Raw genomic sequence first — 16,866 nt, forward strand, 5'->3', positions numbered from 1 at the left:
ACATACAAAAAAGCCCGGATCATCCGGACTTTTTCTGTCATGATTCTGGTTCATTTTGATACAGATCGGGCATCTGAAAGAGCAGTTGCTCCTCCTCTTCATCAAGATCGACCATCGGCATCAACGCGGGCGGCGGTGGAAGTTCCTTCAGATCGCGAAGTCCGAAATACTCCAAAAACTCGCGCGTCGTACCGAAGAGAATCGGCCGACCTGGCCCTTCTGCCCGGCCCGCTTCTTTGATCAGCTGCTTGCTGAGCAGCGTGTTGATCGCGCGCTCCGACTTCACTCCGCGCACCTCTTCGATGCCACTTCGGGTGATCGGTTGTTTGTAGGCGACGATCGCCAGCGTCTCCAGCGCCGCTTGCGAAAGCGTCGCATGTTGCGGCTGGTAGGCCAGACGCTCAAAAAAGGGGGCGTGCTCCGCTCGTGTCGTCAACTGAAACGAGCCGGCCACTTCGACGATCCGTATGCCGCGCAGGTCGCGCTCAAAATCGGTCTGGAGGTCATACAGGTAGTCTTTCGCATCCTCCAGCTCGATCTGCAAAATATCTGCCACCTGCCGCGCTTCGATGCCGTCGCTTCCCGCCACAAACAACAGACCTTCTATCACAGATTTGATTTGACTTGCCTCCAACTGAACCACCTAGCTTGTTACAGAATGTCGTACGATTCGATCATGATCTCTTCAAACAGCCTGCTTTGCATACAGCGCACCTGCTTCCCCTTCATCAGCTCAAGCAGCGCGAGGAAGGTCACGATCAACTCCGAACGCTTGTGTTGATTGTGGAGCAGGTCGGAAAAGGAGATTCTGCCGTTGTGAAAGGCCAGCATGCCGATGATCTCCTGCATCCTGCTGTCGATCGAGATCTCATCTCGGTGAATGCCCGCCACATGATCGTCAGGCTGCGCTTTTTGTAGCGCTTTGCGAAATGCGTCGAGCAGATCGAACAGCGACACGCCTTCGACCGGATTGGGCTCGACGTCCGGAACGAACTGGCGCAAATTCTCCGGGCGGCGGGTAAAGACCAGCTGGCGCTTCTCCTCCCGATCTTTCAGCTCATCGGCGAGCTGCTTATACTTCTTATATTCGATCAAGCGCTCCATCAGCGCTTGACGTGGATCGATCATCTCTTCATCGTAATCGATCAGCGGCACGTCCAGCTCGATCGGGCGCGGCAGCAAGAGTCCCGACTTCATCGCCAGCAGTTGGGAAGCCATGACCAAAAACTCAGAGGCGATCTCCAGGTTGAGTTCCTGCATCGTCTGCAAGTAGGAGAGGTATTGGTCGGTGATCTGTGAGATCGGAATCTCCGTGATCTCCACCTCCGCCTTGTCGATCAGATGCAGGAGCAGGTCGAGCGGCCCTTCGAACGATTCCAACTTGAGCTTTAAGGAATCTGATTTTGACTGTTCCATCCGCTTAGATCAGCCCCTTGACCATCCCGAGCAACAGGTCGCCGAGTGCATAATAGATCGGAAGGATGAGGTAGGACGTGATGCCGAAGAAGACGACGAGCAAAAGGACAAAAGGTCCGTATTTTTCAAATGCGTGCAACTTCGGTGCCACGTTCGCAGGCAAGAGGTCGCGCACGATCCAATAGCCATCGAGCGGCGGAATCGGGAGCAGGTTGAACAGCCCGAGAATCAGGTTGAGCGAGACGACAGCTTCCACGACCCGCAAAACGAAGTTGTTCCACACCGCATCTTGAAGTTCGAGGCGAAAGAAAAACACGAGGAGAAAGCAGAAGACGATCGCGACCAAGAAGTTGGCGAGCGGCCCGGCAACGGTGGTCAAGATCTTCCCCACCCGCTTGTTGCCACGGAAGTTGTACGGGTTGAAGGAAACCGGCTTAGCCCAGCCAAACGGGCCAAACAGGATCATCAGCGTACCGAGCAGATCCATGTGCGCGATCGGGTTGAGCGTCAAGCGTCCTTCTCGCTTCGGAGTGGGGTCGCCAAGTCGATATGCGACAAATGCATGCCCGAGTTCATGCACGGTGATGGCGATCAAAAATGCGATGACCCGAAACAAAAGGTCATCCAAATCGAGTCCGCTAAACAGCATAAGGGTCCTCCTTCGACCATAGAAACGTTCCAGTTTATCATATCATAAAAGAGGCAAAAAGAGCACCTGCTGACGACGCAGCAAGCGCTCTTACCCTGTGAACCATTCTAGCTGAAGAACTATTCTGGCTGTGCTTTCTTTTTGTCGCGAGGGTAGTACAGCGTGATCACCAGCGCGCCGATCCCGAAGATGGCGACCAACAAGAACGCGTAGTGCAGGCCGCTGGCGAACGCATCGCTCAACTTCTCCAGCAAGGACGGTTCGATCAACTCCCGCTTTTCCGGGTCGAGCAGCGAGTTGGCCGCTTCCAGCGGGGCTTGCACCTCAGGGTCATCCTGCAGCATCCCGAGGATGCGCGCGTTCATCACCGCGCCCATCACCGCCACCCCGACAGCAGAGCCGAGCGAGCGGATAAACTGCAGCGAAGCGGTCGCGATGCCCCGGCGGTTCCAGGTGACTGCAGACTGCACGGAGACCAAAAAGGCGAGCGTGGTCAAACCCATTCCCATCCCCAGCACGACCAGCACGATCATCGGGTACCAATAGCCCATCTCCTGCGAGACGAACGTCAGCAAGAGCGAGGAAATGCCGACCAGCGTCGCCCCGATCAGCGCGGTGCGACGGAACCCCCATTTGACCATGCGCGGCCCGCCGATGATCGAAGCGATCGGCCAGCCGATCGAGATCGGCGTGAGCAGCATGCCCGCTTCGGTCGCCGTACCTCCGAGCACACCTTGTGCGTAAGATGGCATGTAGGAGGTGATCCCCATCAGCACCGCGCCGAGCAAGAAGTTGGCGAGAGAGGCGACGGCGATCAGCGGAGATTTGAACAGATCGAGCGGCAACATCGGTTCGGAAGCTTTCCGCTCATGATAGAGAAACCAGACGAAAACGGCTGCTGCCACGCCGAACAACGCGAGGATTTGCGGAGAGAACCATGCGTATTGATTGCCTCCGGTGAGCAAGGCGAACAGCAAGGCGGTCATCGAGACGGTCATCGTCAACGAGCCTATGTAATCGATCTTGTGTTTCTTGCGCTCAATATCTTCATGCAGCGCTGTTCCTAAGATCAGGATCGCGACCAGCGCGATCGGTCCATTGATATAAAAGACCCATTCCCAAGAGATATAGTTGACGATCAATCCGCCGAGCAGCGGTCCGATCACCGCCGACACACCCCAGACACCGCTGAACCAGCCTTGGATTTTGCCGCGCTCTTCCGCCGAAAAAATATCGCCGAGGATCGTCTGCGCGACCGCCATGATGCCACCGGCACCCAGCCCTTGAATCGCCCGGTAGATGATCAACTGCACCATCGTTTCTGACAGCCCGCAGAGAATCGAACCGATGATCAGAACGATCGAGCTGACCATAAAGATCGCCTTGCGCCCATAGAGATCTGATAGCTTGCCATAGATCGGAACGGTCACCGTCGAGGCGAGCAGAAAAGCGGAGAACACCCACGACATCAGCGGCAAGCCGCCTAGCGTCCCAATGATTGTCGGCATGGCGGTACCGACGATCGACACGTCGATGGCAGCGAGGAAGTTGGCCAACATCACCGCGACGACGACAGCTGTACGATTCGTTTTTGCCAAAGGTACACCCTCTTTCCCAACGAGTATCAAAATATTTATTCATATACAATCTCTCACATGCTATCTATTGTAGTAGATATCCGCTTTCGCTTGCAAGAATATTCCTTACAGGATCGATTTCCAACATAAAGAAGCGATGTGCAGTCTGCACATCGCTCGCTTCAGTTTACTGAAATTGTTTGGTCAAGTTCGCCATCTCGATGGCGGTTACTGCCGCTTCCCATCCTTTGTTGCCCGCCTTCGTGCCTGCGCGTTCGATCGCCTGCTCGATCGAGTCGACAGTCAGCACTCCGAATACGGTCGGGGTTCCGGTGTCCAATCCGACTTTGGCAACCCCTTTCGCCGCTTCGTTGCACACATAATCGAAGTGCGGAGTGGAGCCGCGGATCACCGCTCCGAGCGTGATCACCGCGTCATAGCGGCCAGACTGTGCCATCTTCTGAGCGATCAGCGGGATTTCAAACGCTCCCGGCACCCAAGCAACTTCCACATCATCCTCTGCCAGCCCGTGGCGCTTAAAAGCGTCGAGCGCACCTCCGAGCAGTTTGCTGCCGATAAACTCGTTAAAACGGCCGACGACCACACCCACTTTTAAACCGGTTCCAATCAGATTGCCTTCCAAAAACTTCGCCATCGAAATGCTCCTCTCAATTCGCTTCTTCTCGCTGATTTACAGCGGCAATGTAACGCCTTTACGATCCGTTTCCCGCACGCGAAGCGGGATCGTCTCCTCGATCGTCAACCCGTACCCTTCCAGACCGACAAACTTGCGCGGGTTGTTCGACAACAGGCGCATTTTGGTCACGCCAAGGTCGCGCAAGATCTGTGCGCCGATGCCGTAATCGGTCGTCGAGACGGCTCCCTTCGCCGCCTCCGCGCTCGCCTGTTGATACCCTTTCACCTTTTGCGCCAATGAATTCGCGCCGTTTGCTCCCTGGCGCAAATGCAAGAGAACTCCACTGCCATGCTCGGCGATCTCCCGCAGCGCAGCATGCAGTTGCGATTGGCACTTGCAGGAATGCGAGCCGAAGATGTCGCCGATCGGACATTCGTTGCGCACGCGCACCAACGTCGGCGATTGCGGATCGATCTTGCCCTTGACCAGCGCAACGTGCTCCACCTGATCCAGCTTCGATCGATACACGTAAAGTTGAAAGGGGCCGAAGTCTGTCTGCATCTCGACATGAGCTGCGCGTTCGACCAGCTGTTCGCGGTCTTTTCGGTAGGCGATCAGGTCTTCGATCGTGATCATCTTGATGTCGTGCTCCTCGGCGAGCAGCATCAGATCGGGCACGCGTGACATCGTGCCATCCTTGTTCAAAATTTCACAGATCACGCCAGCAGGATAGGAGCCAGCCAGACGCGCCAGATCGACCGCAGCTTCGGTGTGACCCGAGCGTCGCAGCACGCCGCCTTCTCTTGCGGTGAGCGGGAAGATATGACCAGGCTTTTTAAAATCATTGCCCGTCACACCCTCTTCGATCAACCGCTGAACTGTGATCGCGCGCTCGTAGGCGGAGATGCCGGTCGTCGTGCCCTCTTTGGCGTCGACCGAAACGGTGAACGCCGTTCCGAGCGCATCTGTGTTCTGAACGACCATCTGCCGCAGGTTGAGCTGCTCCGCCCGCTGCTCTGTGATCGGCATGCAGACCAGCCCGCGCCCATGGGTGATCATAAAGTTGATCGTCTGCGCGGTGACTTTGTCAGCAAGCGCGAGAAAATCGCCCTCATTCTCTCGATCTTCATCATCGACGACGATGATCACCTTGCCCTGTTTGAGATCTTCAATCGCTGCATCGATGCTATGAAACATCGCGATGTCTCCCCCTTCACGCAAAACCGTTTTGTTGAAGATAATCGAGCGTGATGCTCTGCTTGTCGCTCCCTTTGCTCGGTGCGTAAGGCTGCAACAGGCGCTCCACATACTTGCCGATCACGTCGCACTCCAAGTTGACGATCGAGCCCGCTCTGCGGTGCCGCAACACGGTGACCTGCCAGGTGTGCGGAATGACGGAGACCCGGAAGGAATCGCGTTCCACATCCATCACGGTCAGCGAGACGCCATCGATCGTGATCGAGCCTTTCTCCACCAAATAGCGCAGCACTTCCGCTGGAGCTTGAATGCGCACCACTTTGGCGATATCTTCATCGACCACCTCGACGATGCGTCCGATCCCATCGATATGGCCGGAAACGATATGCCCGCCAAATCGCTTGCCCATCTGCATCGCCCGCTCCAGATTGACGGGAGAGCCGCTCGACAGCCCCGCTAAAGAAGTCCGCCTCATCGTCTCCGGCACGACGTCGACCGTAAAGGAACCCCCATCATACTCGGTCACCGTCAGACAGATTCCGTTCACTGCGATCGAGTCGCCCAGCGCGACATCTTCCAAGATCGCCAGCGCTTTAATCTTCAGATGCACCGCTTTGCCGGTCGTTCGGATCGCTTGAATCGTCCCGACCTCTTCGATCAGTCCGGTAAACATGCTTTACACCCCCACTCGCCGCGGATAGCCGATGAGGCAGAGGTCTTCCCCATACCGCTCGACGGTCAGATCGATCAGTTCGACCGCCTCTGCCATCTTGTCAAAGCCGCTTCCTCCGAATGGAGTGGGCGCGCCTGTGCCGCCGATCAACTTCGGAGCGACGAACGAGATCACCTTGTCGATCAGGCCTGCCTGTAACAGCGCACCGTTGACAGACGCCCCGCCTTCCACCAACAGGTCGGTGATGCCTCGCCGATACAGCTCGTCCAATACCTCGGTCAGATCGAGCCCCGCTTGACCGCTCTGCACTTGGATCACTTCCACCCCGCGCTCGCGCAGCCGAGCGATCTTCGCTTGCTCCGCCTCCTGCGACGCGATGATCCAAGTCTGCGCCTCCTGCACATCGAGCAGGCGAGCGCTCTCCGGCGTCCGCAACGCGCTGTCGAGCACGATTCGCACCGGGCTCTTGCCTCCGCCCTCCGGTAGGCGAGTCGTCAGCTCCGGATCGTCAGCCAAGACGGTGCCGACGCCGACCATGATGCCATCCACCTGATCGCGAAGGCGGTGCACAAAAGCGCGAGATTCCGCTCCGGTGATCCAGCGGCTATCTCCCGTGTGCGCTGCGATCTTGCCATCTAAGGTCATCGCCGTCTTCACAGTCACAAACGGGCGTTTGTGCACCATGTTGTGCACAAACCGCTCATTGATCTGACGCGCCTCCGCTTCGAGGACGCCAACTTCCACTTCGATACCCGCTTCTCGTATGCGTGCAATACCGCGTCCAGCCACCATCGGGTTGGGATCGAGCATCGCGACGACCACCCGCTTTACCTTGGAGCGAATGACAAGCTCGGCACAAGGCGGCGTTCGCCCATGATGGCTGCAAGGTTCGAGCGTCACATAAAGGGTCGCGCCTTCTGCCGCATCTCCTGCCATGCGAAACGCATGGACTTCAGCGTGCGGCTCCCCGGCGCGCAAGTGCGCTCCTTGCCCGATGATGCGGTCTTCCTTTACAATGACAGCTCCTACCAGGGGATTCGGGTTCGTTTTGCCATTGGCGATCTGGGCCAGCTGCAACGCGATTTTCATATACTGTTGATCTGTCACTCGAATCCACCTCCTGTTCACTGCGCAGAAAAAGCCCTGCAGTCGAATGACAACAGGGCAGGTTATGCGCGCATACGGCTGACAGGCGTACGTGTGCACATCAAAAGATGCGCACCTAAAGAAAGCCCCCAAAAAAGGGCACATGTACACTGCCTTCCGCTCACTACATTCCTTCTTCCATCCGGACTATACCGTCGGTACTGGATTCGCACCAGTTCCTGCCTGTGAAGGCTCGCGGACTTAGCTCTTCAAGTTGCGAAGATCATCACCGCCGGTCAGGAATTGACAGTTGCTCACCGTCTCACCATGCCCTGAAGGAACTATATCATTGTAGAACCAAGTATATCCTTCCTCGCCAATCGTGTAAAGGGAAATCATCTTCACCCCACGTAGAGGTTGCCTTCCGGATAGCGGACATTTCCTTTGTCGTTCCCGCGCGCTGCCAAGGCCAGCGCGATGGTGAGCGGCCCGAGGCGGCCGATGAACATCATCACCATGATCACGATCCGGCCCGGCTCGGAGAGAGCGGATGTCAAGTTGGTGGAGAGCCCGACCGTTGCGAAGGCGGAAGTCGATTCGAACAGCAGTCGCAAGAACGATTGATCTTCTGTCACCGCCAAGATCATCGTCGAGAGCACGACCACCATCGTCGCCATCACCGCGATGGTCAACGATTTATAGATCGTGCGCGGCGAGATCGACCGCCTGAACACGACCGTGTGCTCCTTGTTGGAGATGACCGTCCAGACGAAGAGCAGAATGACCAGCGCCGTGGTCGTCTTCACCCCTCCTCCTGTCGAGCCCGGGCTCGCCCCGATGAACATCAGGAGGACCGTCCAAAACTGCCCGCCTTCTGTCATCGTCTCATAGTTGATCGATGCGTAGCCTGCGGTGCGCGCAGTCGTCGAGGCAAACGCGGACGCCAGCCATCTGTCCCCTTCCGCAAGCGGTGCGATCGTTCCTTCGTTATGATTTTCGAGCGCGTAGTATCCGATCGTTCCGATCAGCAGCAGCGCGAACGACGCGATGATGACGAGCTTCGTATGCACGCTCAAACGCTGCTTGGGACGGGTCGCCTTGCGACCTAGATCGACCATGACGACAAAGCCGAGTCCCCCCAAGATGATCAGCGACATGATCGAAAGGTTGACGATCGGATCGCCAACATAGTCGCTCAAGCTCTTAAAGTCGCCGAACAGATCGAAACCGGCGTTGCAGAATGCGGAGATCGAATGAAAAATACCATAATAGATCGCTCTGCCAGGCGGCATCTCCGCCGAAAAGCGCAGTGACAGCACGATCGCAAAAAACAGCTCGATCGCGAGCGTGAGCAAGACGACATTTCGAGAAAGTCGAATCAGACCTTCCATCGTGGTGACATTGAGCGACTGCTGAATGACCAGCCGTTCTTTCAACCCGATCTGCTTGCCGGCCAGAATGGTCAAAAACGTTGCGATCGTCATAAACCCGAGACCCCCGATTTGGATCAGCGTGATGATCACCAGCTCCCCAAAGGTGGAAAAGTAGGTGCCGGTGTCCACGACGATCAGGCCTGTCACACAGACGGCAGAGGTGGCGGTAAACAGCGCATCGAGAAAGGGCAGCCCTGCCCCGCTCTCCGAGGCGATCGGCAAGGACAGCAACAGGCCACCCAGCAGGATCAAGGCGGCAAAGCCGAACAACAAGATGCGAGCTGGCGTCCAAAACTTCGCCCATCTCTTCACTTTCCACGCGTCCTTTTTTCTCATGATCATCCCTCATCCCATTCGGAATGCACTCGATAAAAGCGATCAGCCCACGTACACATTTCCTTCCGGATAGCGAAGGTTGGCCGGCTTCCCTTGGTGTCTTGCTGCCAGCGCAAGCGCCATCGTCAGCGGCCCCAGCCGCCCGATATACATGACGATCAAGATGACGATCTTGCCCGTATGCGACAATTCGGGCGTCAGATTGGTCGACAGCCCGACAGTCGAAGCGGCAGACACCGCTTCGAACATCAGTCGGATGAACGACTGATCTTCGGTGATCGTCAGCACCAGTGTGGTCAGGCCGATCAGAACGGATGACATCACGGCGATCGTCAGCGATTTATAGATCGTGCGCGGGGGGATCGTTCGTTTAAACACGACCGTCTGATCCTTGTTCATGATCACGGCGAAGACGAACAGCAAGATCACCAGCGCGGTCGTCGTGCGAATCCCGCCACCAGCCGAGCCAGGGCTTGCCCCGATGAACATCAGAATCATCGTCCAGAACATCCCGCCCTGCGTCATCTCTTCATAATTGACAGTCGCATAGCCGGATGAGCGAGCGGTCACCGAGGCGAAGGCGGAAGCAAGCAGTTTTTCCCCTTCCGATCGATCTGCCAACGTGCCAGGATTGTTGTGTTCCAAAGCGTAGTACCCGATCGTGCCGAGCACAAGCAGCACAGAAGTCGCGATCAGGACAAGCTTCGTGTGCAGCATCAACCGCTCTCGCCGGTTGACCAGCTTTCGCAACAGATCTGACATCACCGCCAAGCCCAAGCCACCGACGACAACCAATGTCATGATCGAGAAGTTGACCCAGGGGTCGGTCGCATATTCGGACAAGCTGTTATAGTCGCCAAACAGATCAAACCCCGCGTTGCAAAACGCTGCGACCGAGTGGAAGATCCCGTAATAGAACGCCTGCCCAAACGGCATCTCCGACGACAACCGCACAGCCAGCACGAGCGCGAAAAACAACTCGATCACAAGCGTCATCAACACGACGTTTCGCGCCAGGCGGATCAATCCTTCAAGCGATGCGACGTTGAGCGATTGCTGCAAGAGCAGCCGCTCCTTTAAGCCGATTCGCTTCCCCGTCCAGATCGTGACAAAGGTGGCGACCGTCATGAAGCCGAGACCGCCGATCTGCACGAGCGTCAAGAGGACCACCTCGCCGAAGGTGGAGAGATAAGTCCCCGTATCGACGACGACCAGCCCGGTTACGCAGACGGCAGATGTCGCCATAAACAGAGCATCGACGAAGCTCAGCCCTGCACCGTTTTCTGTCGCGATCGGCAAGGAGAGCAAGATCGCGCCGACGATGCTCAACACCGTGAACCCGATGACCAAAAATCGAGCGGGTGTTAAAAATTTTTGCCAAGTCCGAAGTTGCCAAGAACGTTTTTTTCCCATGGAATCCCCTCAGTTTTCATCACAATGAGATTGAATATAATCGTTGGCGAGCTCGAATGCAAGCCAAAGATTTTTTTAATCCATCTTTGCATAAAGATGCACATATATACTAAAATGGAACTTGGTACTCGCAAGCCATTTCATTGTGGAGTGAAGAAGACATGCGAACGAAGCGACACATCATCTTGACAGTCTGTACAATCTTGAGCTTCCTACTTTTTTCTAGTCTTTCCACAGCGTTTGCTTCCTATGAAAAGAAAGCTCCAACCGGGTTGACCGCCAGGGGCGCAGTGCTCCTCGATCGACAGTCTGGCCAGATCCTGTTTGAGCAAAATGCGGACGAGCGGCTCTACCCCGCCTCGATCACAAAAATTCTCACCGCCATCCTCGCCTTGGAAAACGGCGATCTCCAAGCGATGGTTAAAACATCGAAGCTGGCGCGTGAACAGGAAGGCAATCGCATCTACCTTGAATATGACGAAGAGCAGACGCTCGAAAACCTGCTCTATGGCCTGATGCTCAACTCGGGCAACGATGCTGCGGTGGCGATCGCCGAGCATCTCGCCGGCTCGGTCGAACAGTTTGCGGAGCTGATGAACCGGAAAGCGGTTGCGCTAGGAGCGCGCAATTCTCACTTCGTCACGCCGAGCGGTTTGCACGAGGATGACCATTATACGACCGCACGAGATATGGCAGTTATCTCTTCCTACGCGATGCACAACGAAACGTTTCGGAAAATTGTTGCAACGGAGACGCTGCCGTGGAAAGGGCAGGTATGGGAAAGCGTCCTGTTCAACATCAATCAGATGCTCTACGAATACGAAGGCGCAACCGGCATCAAGACAGGATTTACCGATCAAGCCCAACAGACGATCGCCGTCTCTGCCAAGCGGCAAGACCGCGAGTTGGTCGCCGTCCTGATGGGAGTCGAAAACCGACCCAAGATTCGCGAAGAGGCGACGCGATTGCTCGATTACGGTTTCAAACAGTTCATCAATAAAAAAATTGCCTCGAAAGGCGAGGTTCTAAAGCAGTTCAACGTCGAAGGCAGCCTGGTGCGAGCGTATCTGCCAGAAGATGTGTATGTAACCCTTCCCGCTGCGAGCAAGGCGCTGATTCAATCGGTTCCCAAAGTGGAGCCTCCCCGCGCACCTTTTGACAAAGATGCGGTGATCGGTGCGCTCAACCTCTATCAGGACGGCCATCTGATCATGACGGCAGATGTGCTCGCCGACCGTGGAGTTTCAGGGATTCCGATCGAAGAGGTCACCTCCGCAACGGAGAACAAACTCCTACTTCTCGCTTTACTCATCCCACTCCTGCTCTTTTTCCCGAAGAAATTTGTAAAACTTAGGAAAAGTCGCTCGATGTAAACACCTTGTCCAACTCCTGTGGGCAAGGTGTTTTTTGATCAGATTGCCGATCATAAGGAGTGCTGCACCTGTTCGCTGCTCAGCGCACGGCACAATTCTTGAGAATCGGTTTACCATCGGATATAATTTAATTGTAAAAATGTCATTTTTACTTCAGAATCGGAACCACACATTGAGAAGGATGGTGAATCTCATGCAGCCACGCAGTACAAAACGCTTTTCCGCTCTGATGGCCTTGTTGCTGACCGCAAGTTTAGGCATCGGCCTGACCCCTGCCCCCTCTGCCCAAGCGGCCGGCCCAACCTACCCGCTCATCACCGAGGTGTATGCGGACACAAACGTATCCTATGAGCCGGAAGAGTACATCGCGGTGACCAACCCGACCTCCTCCGCCCTTTCGATCGGCGGTTGGTACCTCCAGGTTGGCTCGACCAAACTGTCCTTTCCTGCCGCCACATCGATCGCTGCCGGCCAGACAGTCTATGTGACCAAGACTGCGACCACATTCCGGTCGGAGATGCTGTTTCAGCCGAACTTCGAATACGGAACCGACTCTGACAGCACCGTCCCGCAGCTGAACGTCACAGGTTCTGTGCCAAGCCTTGCCAACGCCGGTTCGGTCATCTACCTCCGCGATGGAAGCGGTGCGAACATCGACACGTTCGCCTACGGATCTGGCGTCGCAAGCTCCGGATGGGTCGGAGCCACCGTGCCGGTCGTGTCGGAAGGTAACATTTTCGTCCGCGAGAAGAATGAGGTGACCGCTCAATATCCGGACACCGACTCGGCAGCCGATTGGGAGCACCTGCGCGTCTATCAGGCGGGCCAATCGCGCATGGGCTTGCAGACTTTCTCCTATGCGGGCACGATCCAGCCGTACTCTTCGCCAGACAACAGCTATGCCACCCTCGTCGCACTGCTGAACTCGGCGACCGAAAGCATCGACTTGAACGTTTATGAATTCCAGTCTGTTCAACTTCTCGACGCGATCAAGCAGGCGCTCCAGCGCGGCGTGAACGTCCGCGTGTTTCTCGAAGGTCAACCGGTCGGCGGACTGCTCGATGACAGCAAGTACGTATCCGATCAGATCACCCAAGCGGGTGGACAAGTTCGCTATATCATCTCCGATACTGCAAACGGCATTTATAAACGCTATCGATTCGACCATGCGAAATATGCGATCATCGATGGGAAGCGCATCTTCACCCAATCGGAGAACTGGAAATCGACCGGAGTGCCTTTCCATCAAAACTACGGCAATCGCGGTTGGGGCATCATCGTGAATGACGCACAGACCGCACAGTATTTTACAAACATCTTCAACACCGACTGGAACACGTCCGCCAAGGACTCCTTTCCGTACACACCGACGCACAGCAAATATGGTGCACCTGCGCTCAGCTTCCTGCCGAATAGCTCCACTCCGACCGGAAGTTACGCTGGCGGCTTCACGAGCAAACAGATCAACGGCGAGTTTCGCGTGACGCCGATCTTCGCACCTGACAGCACGTTCCTGCAACAGAATTCGATCATCGGGATGGCTCGCCAAGCGCAGAACACGCTGTTGGTCGAACAGCTCTACATTCATAAACACTGGGGATCGACCTCGGCTGGCAGCGTGACGACCACGCCAGATGTTTATCTGGAAGAAGTGATCGCCGCAGCGCGCCGCGGGGTGAAAGTTCGCGTGTTGCTCGATTCTGCTTTCCTCGATGCGAGCGATCCGCGGGACAACCAGTACACAGTCCAGTACATCAACGATCTTGCCAGCGCTGAGCAGCTCGATCTGCAGGCGAAGCTTGTGGACACCCGAGCGGTCGGCATCGAAAAAATTCATAACAAAGGCATGATCGCCGACAGCAACAAAACGCTCGTCTCTTCGATCAACTGGTCGAAAAACTCTCCTGAAAACAACCGTGAGGCGGGTGTGATCGTCGAGAACACCGAGGTGGCCGCCTACTACGAGTCGCTCTTCTGGTATGACTGGAGCGGCGGCGCGCAAGCTTGGAACCCAGAGGAGGCGCGCGGTTCGGCCAACATTCAAATCAACGAGGTGATGTACCAGACGGGTGGTTTCGATGCGACCCGCGAGTATGTGGAGCTGTTCAACCCGAACAACGTCGCCTATGACCTCACCGGCTATAAGCTCTCCAACAAATCGGGCAATTTCACCCTGCCCAGCGGCACGGTGATCCCGGCACACTCCTATCTGATGGTCGGCAAGGACAGCCAGGCGTTCTCCTACTATAAAGGTTTCGGGCTCGATGTTTCCGGCATGAATCTGACCTTGACCAACACGGGAGACAACCTGCTCTTGAAAAATCCAACGGGCGCGATCGTCGACAACGTCGCTTGGGACAACTACGTGACCAACTGGTCCCTGTATACGAATAACGGCCAAGTCCTGTCCCGCAAGTCCCCCTTCCTCGACACCAACATGCCGAGCGACTGGGAAGTGACCAATCCGAATCCGAAGCGTTAAGAAGCGTTAGAACGAAAAAGAGCATCCGATCTCCATCGGATGCTCTTTTTGTTGCTTATAGAAACTGCTGACAATACCCGGGAACGCCGGTGTAAAAACAGTGGTTTTTATAGGCATACTCAAACTGCGTCTTGGGCGAGCGCGGCATTTTCGGCGTACAGGGTGCTCTGTATCGTTGGCCTGGCGACGGGTTGAAAAACCAGAGGCTTCGTCTCGCCATCGAGTCGACACGCCCGTTTGCCAGATCGCGAGCGCGACGAATGTCCTGAGAGCTCGGGCGCATCTTATAGATCTCCCCGTTTTGCACCGGCTCGAACGGGGAGCGCGACGGGCCAAACTTGCCGTAGACCGCATGCGGGATGTTGCGAATGTTGTGGAAGTCCGGCTTGCAGTCTGCCACAACCCGATTGATCAGCACCGACCCGACCAATTCCTGCCCGCGCCGGCCTTCCCCTCTCGCTTCCGCCTGCATCAGCTGGGCGAGCAGACGAATGTGTTGATTGGTCGCTTTCACTTTGCGCATCGGCATCTCGATCCTCACCGCCTATCTTTCAGATACGATCAGGATATGGCTCGCGCTCTCATTTGGTCACCTGACCGCTTGCAAAACTCACTCGATCATCGCCCGCCTGCCACCGCTCGATTCGGATCTCAAGCCAATAAAAAAGTCGGGCTTATGCAGCCGCCCGACGGGAAAAGAAATTCGAAATCACAGGCCAGATCGGCTGGATAAAGCCGACGACGCTTTGGAAGATTCCAAAGAACTGAAAGATCCTCGGGAAGAAAGAGAACAGGAGACCCAAACATACCCCCTCCTTTCCCTACCCATCCTATGCACAAAAAACGGGACTTGCCTTCCGCATCTGCCCCCTCGTCGGCCCCCTAGCGATTGGTCAGCGCTTCGCTGACCATTCTTGCCGGAATCAGATCATGAGACAGGAGATCTCGGTCGCTCTCTCGTCTGATCACCAGATCGGCCTGACCGTTTTGCACAAAGACGACAGCCGGTCGAGCGATGCGGTTATAATTGCTCGCCATCGAATATCCGTACGCGCCTGTACAGGAGACCGCTAAAATATCGTCCGCCTGCACTTTGGGCAATGCGACGTCCCAGATCAACATATCGCCCGATTCACACGCTTTGCCCGCGATCGACACGATCTCCTCGCTCGCCTCGCTCGCGCGGTTGGCCAGCATCGCTTCATATTGCGCCTGATAGAGCGCAGGGCGTGGATTGTCTGTCATTCCCCCGTTGACCGATACATATTTGCGCACGCCCGGGATGTCTTTTGTCGAGCCGATCGTATACAGAGTGGTTCCCGCAGCGCCGACGATCGAGCGCCCCGGTTCGATCACGATCTCCGGATAGGCTAGGCCTAACTGGTCAAACGCCCCTTGTACGGCGCTCGCGATCGCTTCGACATAGTGGCTCGCCGGAAGCGGAGTGTCCTCCTCCGTATAGCGAATGCCAAACCCGCCGCCAACATTGAGCTTGTAGAGATGCTCCGCCCCAAAGTTTCGCACGCACTCTCCATAGAACTTCGAAACGATCTCCACAGCCACCGCAAATCCTTCCGTCTCAAAGATTTGCGAGCCGATGTGCGAGTGCAAACCGATCAGGCGAACCCCCTCTGTGTTCAAGGCGGCTCTTACCGCGCGCTCCGCCATGTCGCTGGTCATATCGAAGCCAAACTTCGAATCTTCCTGTCCGGTCGAGATGTATTCGTGCGTATGAGCTTCCACCCCAGGCGTCAGTCGCAACAGAATGTTTGCCGTCATTCCTTTTTCGCTCGCCATCGCACCGAGCAATCGCAATTCGTGAAAGTTGTCGACCACATACTCGCCGATCCCAGCGTTTAACGCTTGCTCGATCTCAAATGGCGTTTTGTTGTTGCCGTGAAAGTGAATACGCTCTGCGGGAAATCCAGCTTCGAGCGCTGTGACCAACTCCCCGCTCGACACGACATCGAGCGCCAATCCTTCTTCATCGATCAGACGGCACATCGCCAGACAGCAGAACGCTTTTGATGCGAACGCGATCTGGTGGCGGAGCCCCGCTGTCGCAAACGCTTGCTTATACTCGCGGATCGTCTGGCGGATCATCGTTTCATCGTACACGTACAGCGGAGTCCCGTATCGGCTGACAAGATCTGTGGTGTCCAGTCCACCGATCTCCAGGTGACCTTTTTCGTTGATGCGACTTGTTCCGTGCAAAAACATCCGTTTATCTCCTCTCTGAGAACACAAAAAACGGCCGGCGTCAAAGGGAGGCGCCGACCGTTTGGATTTATCAATACTCGAACGAGATGATCCAAATCAGATCTAATCCCCTCAACTCATGAAGTAGCGCATCACTCTCGGCATGATCAAGATCGATCTTCCGAGGTGACAGTCCGACACTTGTTCAATGTCGACCCAGCGAAAAAGCGAATGGCTCACTTTTCACTTCGGCGGTCATCCTTTCACGATCGTTCATCAGCGTGCCATCGCTTCCCGATCGATACTCATCTTTCCCGCGCCTCTACCCCACTCGTGCGAATGAGGTGTGTAGGTATTAAATTATATTCGATTATAGCAGGAGTGTTCGCCGATCG

The 16,866-nt window shown here is 55.8% G+C and carries 14 protein-coding genes and 2 riboswitches; of the genes, 2 read left to right on the forward strand and 12 right to left on the reverse strand.

The annotated features are described in order from the left end of the window. Window positions 1-37 precede the first annotated feature (37 nt). The 10 genes from scpB to ACFSOY_RS02300 all read right to left on the reverse strand — a co-directional run bounded on the left by scpB (window position 38) and on the right by ACFSOY_RS02300 (window position 10,417). Window positions 38-634 (reverse strand): SMC-Scp complex subunit ScpB, encoded by a 597-nt coding sequence (gene scpB, locus ACFSOY_RS02255; protein ID WP_386043902.1) that lies wholly within the window; start codon window positions 632-634, stop codon window positions 38-40. A 17-nt stretch (window positions 635-651) separates the two neighbouring features. Beyond that, a complete protein-coding gene (locus ACFSOY_RS02260) occupies window positions 652-1,416 on the reverse strand; it encodes a segregation and condensation protein A (protein ID WP_386043903.1) in 765 nt (254 codons plus the stop codon). 4 nt (window positions 1,417-1,420) lie between these two features. Continuing rightward, window positions 1,421-2,065 (reverse strand): site-2 protease family protein, encoded by a 645-nt coding sequence (locus tag ACFSOY_RS02265; RefSeq protein ID WP_386043904.1) that lies wholly within the window; start codon window positions 2,063-2,065, stop codon window positions 1,421-1,423. Between the two features lie 119 nt (window positions 2,066-2,184). After that, window positions 2,185-3,663: an MDR family MFS transporter gene (locus ACFSOY_RS02270; protein WP_386043905.1), complete on the reverse strand. Its 1,479-nt coding sequence runs from the start codon at window positions 3,661-3,663 to the stop codon at window positions 2,185-2,187. A 166-nt stretch (window positions 3,664-3,829) separates the two neighbouring features. Next, window positions 3,830-4,297, reverse strand: a complete 468-nt coding sequence (ribH, locus tag ACFSOY_RS02275) for a 6,7-dimethyl-8-ribityllumazine synthase (RefSeq protein ID WP_386043906.1) — start codon at window positions 4,295-4,297, stop codon at window positions 3,830-3,832. A 36-nt stretch (window positions 4,298-4,333) separates the two neighbouring features. After that, on the reverse strand, window positions 4,334-5,476 hold the full coding sequence (gene ribB, locus ACFSOY_RS02280; RefSeq protein ID WP_386043907.1) for a 3,4-dihydroxy-2-butanone-4-phosphate synthase: 1,143 nt from the start codon (window positions 5,474-5,476) through the stop codon (window positions 4,334-4,336). A 16-nt stretch (window positions 5,477-5,492) separates the two neighbouring features. Then, on the reverse strand, window positions 5,493-6,149 hold the full coding sequence (locus ACFSOY_RS02285; protein WP_386043908.1) for a riboflavin synthase: 657 nt from the start codon (window positions 6,147-6,149) through the stop codon (window positions 5,493-5,495). A 3-nt stretch (window positions 6,150-6,152) separates the two neighbouring features. Then, window positions 6,153-7,262: a bifunctional diaminohydroxyphosphoribosylaminopyrimidine deaminase/5-amino-6-(5-phosphoribosylamino)uracil reductase RibD gene (gene ribD, locus ACFSOY_RS02290; RefSeq protein WP_386044459.1), complete on the reverse strand. Its 1,110-nt coding sequence runs from the start codon at window positions 7,260-7,262 to the stop codon at window positions 6,153-6,155. Between the two features lie 159 nt (window positions 7,263-7,421). Next, window positions 7,422-7,579: riboswitch (FMN riboswitch) on the reverse strand. A 57-nt stretch (window positions 7,580-7,636) separates the two neighbouring features. Then, a complete protein-coding gene (locus tag ACFSOY_RS02295) occupies window positions 7,637-9,004 on the reverse strand; it encodes a TrkH family potassium uptake protein (RefSeq protein ID WP_386043909.1) in 1,368 nt (455 codons plus the stop codon). Window positions 9,005-9,046: 42 nt separating this feature from the next. Continuing rightward, complete coding sequence (locus tag ACFSOY_RS02300) at window positions 9,047-10,417, reverse strand: TrkH family potassium uptake protein (RefSeq protein WP_386043910.1); 1,371 nt, start codon at window positions 10,415-10,417, stop codon at window positions 9,047-9,049. Window positions 10,418-10,578: 161 nt separating this feature from the next. Between ACFSOY_RS02300 and ACFSOY_RS02305 the strand changes: the two genes are divergently transcribed. Together ACFSOY_RS02305 and ACFSOY_RS02310 are read left to right on the forward strand one after the other, a co-directional pair. Then, complete coding sequence (locus ACFSOY_RS02305) at window positions 10,579-11,790, forward strand: D-alanyl-D-alanine carboxypeptidase family protein (protein ID WP_386043911.1); 1,212 nt, start codon at window positions 10,579-10,581, stop codon at window positions 11,788-11,790. A 193-nt stretch (window positions 11,791-11,983) separates the two neighbouring features. After that, window positions 11,984-14,272: a phospholipase D-like domain-containing protein gene (locus ACFSOY_RS02310; protein ID WP_386043912.1), complete on the forward strand. Its 2,289-nt coding sequence runs from the start codon at window positions 11,984-11,986 to the stop codon at window positions 14,270-14,272. A 55-nt stretch (window positions 14,273-14,327) separates the two neighbouring features. Here ACFSOY_RS02310 and ACFSOY_RS02315 read toward each other — a convergent pair whose 3' ends face one another. Then, window positions 14,328-14,801 carry a cell wall hydrolase gene (locus ACFSOY_RS02315; RefSeq protein WP_386043913.1) on the reverse strand — a complete coding sequence of 158 codons (474 nt, stop codon included), beginning with the start codon at window positions 14,799-14,801 and terminating at the stop codon, window positions 14,328-14,330. Between the two features lie 353 nt (window positions 14,802-15,154). Next, complete coding sequence (gene lysA, locus ACFSOY_RS02320; protein WP_386043914.1) at window positions 15,155-16,492, reverse strand: diaminopimelate decarboxylase; 1,338 nt, start codon at window positions 16,490-16,492, stop codon at window positions 15,155-15,157. 116 nt (window positions 16,493-16,608) lie between these two features. Then, a riboswitch (Lysine riboswitch) is annotated at window positions 16,609-16,804 on the reverse strand. Window positions 16,805-16,866: the final 62 nt, after the last annotated feature.

The sequence above is a fragment of the Tumebacillus lipolyticus genome, assembly GCF_042682745.1.
Taxonomy (GTDB): Bacteria; Bacillota; Bacilli; order Tumebacillales; family Tumebacillaceae; genus Tumebacillus_A; species Tumebacillus_A lipolyticus.

Excerpts from the sequence above, each read along its gene's own strand:
- lysA (WP_386043914.1), bottom strand. The coding sequence starts at position 16,492 with ATGTTTTTGCACGGAACAAGTCGCATCAACGAAAAAGGTCACCTGGAG.
- ACFSOY_RS02300 (WP_386043910.1), bottom strand. The coding sequence starts at position 10,417 with ATGGGAAAAAAACGTTCTTGGCAACTTCGGACTTGGCAAAAATTTTTA.
- ACFSOY_RS02315 (WP_386043913.1), bottom strand. The coding sequence starts at position 14,801 with ATGCCGATGCGCAAAGTGAAAGCGACCAATCAACACATTCGTCTGCTC.
- ACFSOY_RS02310 (WP_386043912.1), top strand. The coding sequence starts at position 11,984 with ATGCAGCCACGCAGTACAAAACGCTTTTCCGCTCTGATGGCCTTGTTG.
- ACFSOY_RS02295 (WP_386043909.1), bottom strand. The coding sequence starts at position 9,004 with ATGAGAAAAAAGGACGCGTGGAAAGTGAAGAGATGGGCGAAGTTTTGG.
- ACFSOY_RS02265 (WP_386043904.1), bottom strand. The coding sequence starts at position 2,065 with ATGCTGTTTAGCGGACTCGATTTGGATGACCTTTTGTTTCGGGTCATC.
- ribB (WP_386043907.1), bottom strand. The coding sequence starts at position 5,476 with ATGTTTCATAGCATCGATGCAGCGATTGAAGATCTCAAACAGGGCAAG.
- ACFSOY_RS02285 (WP_386043908.1), bottom strand. The coding sequence starts at position 6,149 with ATGTTTACCGGACTGATCGAAGAGGTCGGGACGATTCAAGCGATCCGA.
- ACFSOY_RS02260 (WP_386043903.1), bottom strand. The coding sequence starts at position 1,416 with ATGGAACAGTCAAAATCAGATTCCTTAAAGCTCAAGTTGGAATCGTTC.
- ribH (WP_386043906.1), bottom strand. The coding sequence starts at position 4,297 with ATGGCGAAGTTTTTGGAAGGCAATCTGATTGGAACCGGTTTAAAAGTG.
- ACFSOY_RS02305 (WP_386043911.1), top strand. The coding sequence starts at position 10,579 with ATGCGAACGAAGCGACACATCATCTTGACAGTCTGTACAATCTTGAGC.